Source organism: Pseudomonas emilianonis (assembly GCF_023072625.1).
GTDB classification, from domain to species: Bacteria; Pseudomonadota; Gammaproteobacteria; order Pseudomonadales; family Pseudomonadaceae; genus Aquipseudomonas; species Aquipseudomonas paraveronii.
In genome coordinates this window covers 1-2,145 of the sequence record NZ_JAKNRV010000578.1, presented here as the reverse complement: position 1 = coordinate 2,145, position 2,145 = coordinate 1, and the positions used below count along the sequence as shown (strand labels likewise).

Sequence of the window (2,145 nt, the reverse complement as noted above, 5' to 3'; positions counted from 1 at the left end):
CAGGTCATTTTTTTCGCGTTCCGGGTTGCCGTTGGTGCAACTGGCCATCGCCCTGCAGAAGATGGGCGACCAGCCGCGCGCCGATCAAGCCTTGCTCGCAGGGTTGGCGGCGCAGCGCAATGCCAAGGAATGGCTGGCCGACTACGGCAGCCCGCTGCGGGACCAGGCGATGATCCTGGCGTTGCTCGAAGAAAATGACCTGGCCAAGGGCAAGCGTGAAGAGCGTTTGTTTACGCTGTCGGATCAATTGGCAGCCAGCCCGTACTTGTCGACCCAGGAACGTAACTCGCTGTTCCTCGCCGGGCGCCTCGGGTTTGCCCAGCCTGAGTCGAATTGGCAGGTGTCGCTCACCGGCAGTGGCGGCGTGCGCGAATTGAATAATCAACAGTCGACGTTGGCGTTGGCCGGCGCGTTATTGTCCAGAGACCTGAGCCTGAGCAATCAGGGCGAGACGCCGGTGTACCAGCAGTTGACGATCTCGGGTTATCCACAGGTGCCACCGGCTGCCGGCGGCGACAACCTGAGCATCCGCCGCGAATACCTGGGCATGAACGGCCAGCCGCTGAACCTGCGTAGCCTCAACAGTGGCGATCTGGTGCTGGTGCATCTGGCGGTGAGCGCCAAGCAGCGCGTGCCGGACGCCCTGGTGGTGGACCTGTTGCCGGCGGGCCTGGAGTTGGAAAACCAGAACCTCGCGCAAAGCGCCGCAAGCCTGGAAAACGCCAGCAGCCAGGTGAAGGAATGGCGCGAGTCGATGCAGAACGCGTCACTCAAGCATCAGGAGTTTCGTGATGACCGCTATGTGGCGGCGATGAACCTGGATGGCTATGGCACCACGCACTTGTTGTATCTGGCGCGGGCGGTGACGCCGGGGACGTATCGGGTGCCGCCGCCGCAGGTGGAGTCGATGTATCGGCCGAACTGGCAGGCGGTGGGGGAGACGCCGGTGGATTTGGTGATCAAGGGGCGGTGATGGCGCGATGTGGGAGGGTGGCTAAGTCTGGGAGGGAGGCTAAATGTGCAGTGGAGGCTAAATCTGGGAATGGGGGCTAAATGTGGGAGGGGGCTTGCCCCCGATTGCGGTGTATCAGTATCAAATCTACTGACTGACCCACCGCTATCGGGGGCAAGCCCCCTCCCACAGGGATTTGTGGTGTGTTTTTTGGTGGGGGGTTAGTGGACGACCCAACTGAGCAGCCATAGGCCGAGCATCAGCCAGATGATGCCCATGATGATCGATGCGCGCATGAAGGCGCGAACCGCCGAGTACAGCAGCATCAGGCCGAGGATCAGGGTAATGATGCTGATGATGGAAGTGTCCATGCCCAAGGTGCGCGACAGGCCATCGATAAAGTTGCCACCGGCGTGGGTCAAGGCACCGAAGATGCCGCTGAGGCCGTCGACGATAAAACGGATGACGGAGCCGAGCGCCTGGCCCAACCATTCGAAAAAGCTTTCTACCTGCATGTGCGTGTCCTGATGAGAAGGTGGGCGTGTCTGTGCCTTTGGTTGTTATTGCGACAGGCTAGTTCCCTACAAGCATAGAGGTTTGCCCGTTTGAATTTGCGTTTAGTTGCTCGCTGGACCCTGGCGAGCCTGCTCCTGGTGATTGCGCTGTTGTGGGCGGCCGACCGCATCTGGCCGTTGCCGTTGCCCAAGGATGATTTGGCGCGGGTGGTGCTGGCCGAGGATGGCACGCCGTTGTGGCGATTTGCTGATGCCAATGGCGTGTGGCGTTACCCGGTGCAAACCGCTGAAGTGTCGCCGTATTACCTCGATGCGCTGCTCACCTATGAGGACCGTTGGTTCTACCAGCATCCCGGCGTGAACCCGTTGGCGCTGGCGCGGGCGACGTGGCAGAACCTGACCGGCGCGCGGGTGGTGTCGGGTGGCAGTACCTTGTCGATGCAGGTCGCCCGTTTGCTCGATCCCCATTCGCGCACGTTCCACGGCAAGCTGCGCCAACTGTGGCGCACTGCGCAGTTGGAATGGCATTTGTCCAAGGCCGAGATTCTCAATCTGTACCTGAACCGCGCGCCGTTTGGCGGCACGTTGCAAGGCGTGGCAGCGGCCAGTTGGGCTTATCTGGGCAAGTCGCCGGCGCAACTGACCCATGCCGAAGCCGCCTTGCTCGCCGTGTTGCCC

At 61.6% G+C, this 2,145-nt stretch carries 2 protein-coding genes and 1 pseudogene; 2 read left to right on the top strand and 1 reads right to left on the bottom strand.

Annotated elements, in window-relative coordinates; genetic code table 11:
• Positions 1 to 973, top strand: a pseudogene (locus L9Z73_RS29585) (alpha-2-macroglobulin family protein); the annotation flags it as partial.
• Between the two features lie 200 nt (positions 974 to 1,173).
• On the opposite strand, the gene L9Z73_RS29580 reads toward L9Z73_RS29585, so the two are convergent.
• Complete coding sequence (locus L9Z73_RS29580; RefSeq protein WP_017849656.1) at positions 1,174 to 1,467, bottom strand: hypothetical protein; 294 nt, start codon at positions 1,465 to 1,467, stop codon at positions 1,174 to 1,176.
• Between the two features lie 90 nt (positions 1,468 to 1,557).
• Between L9Z73_RS29580 and L9Z73_RS29575 the strand changes: the two genes are divergently transcribed.
• On the top strand, positions 1,558 to 2,145 hold a 588-nt coding region (locus L9Z73_RS29575; RefSeq protein ID WP_247408434.1), incomplete at its 3' end, for a transglycosylase domain-containing protein.

Bases quoted from the DNA above. Each gene is read 5' to 3' on its own strand.
- L9Z73_RS29580 (WP_017849656.1), bottom strand. From the start codon at position 1,467: ATGCAGGTAGAAAGCTTTTTCGAATGGTTGGGCCAGGCGCTCGGCTCC.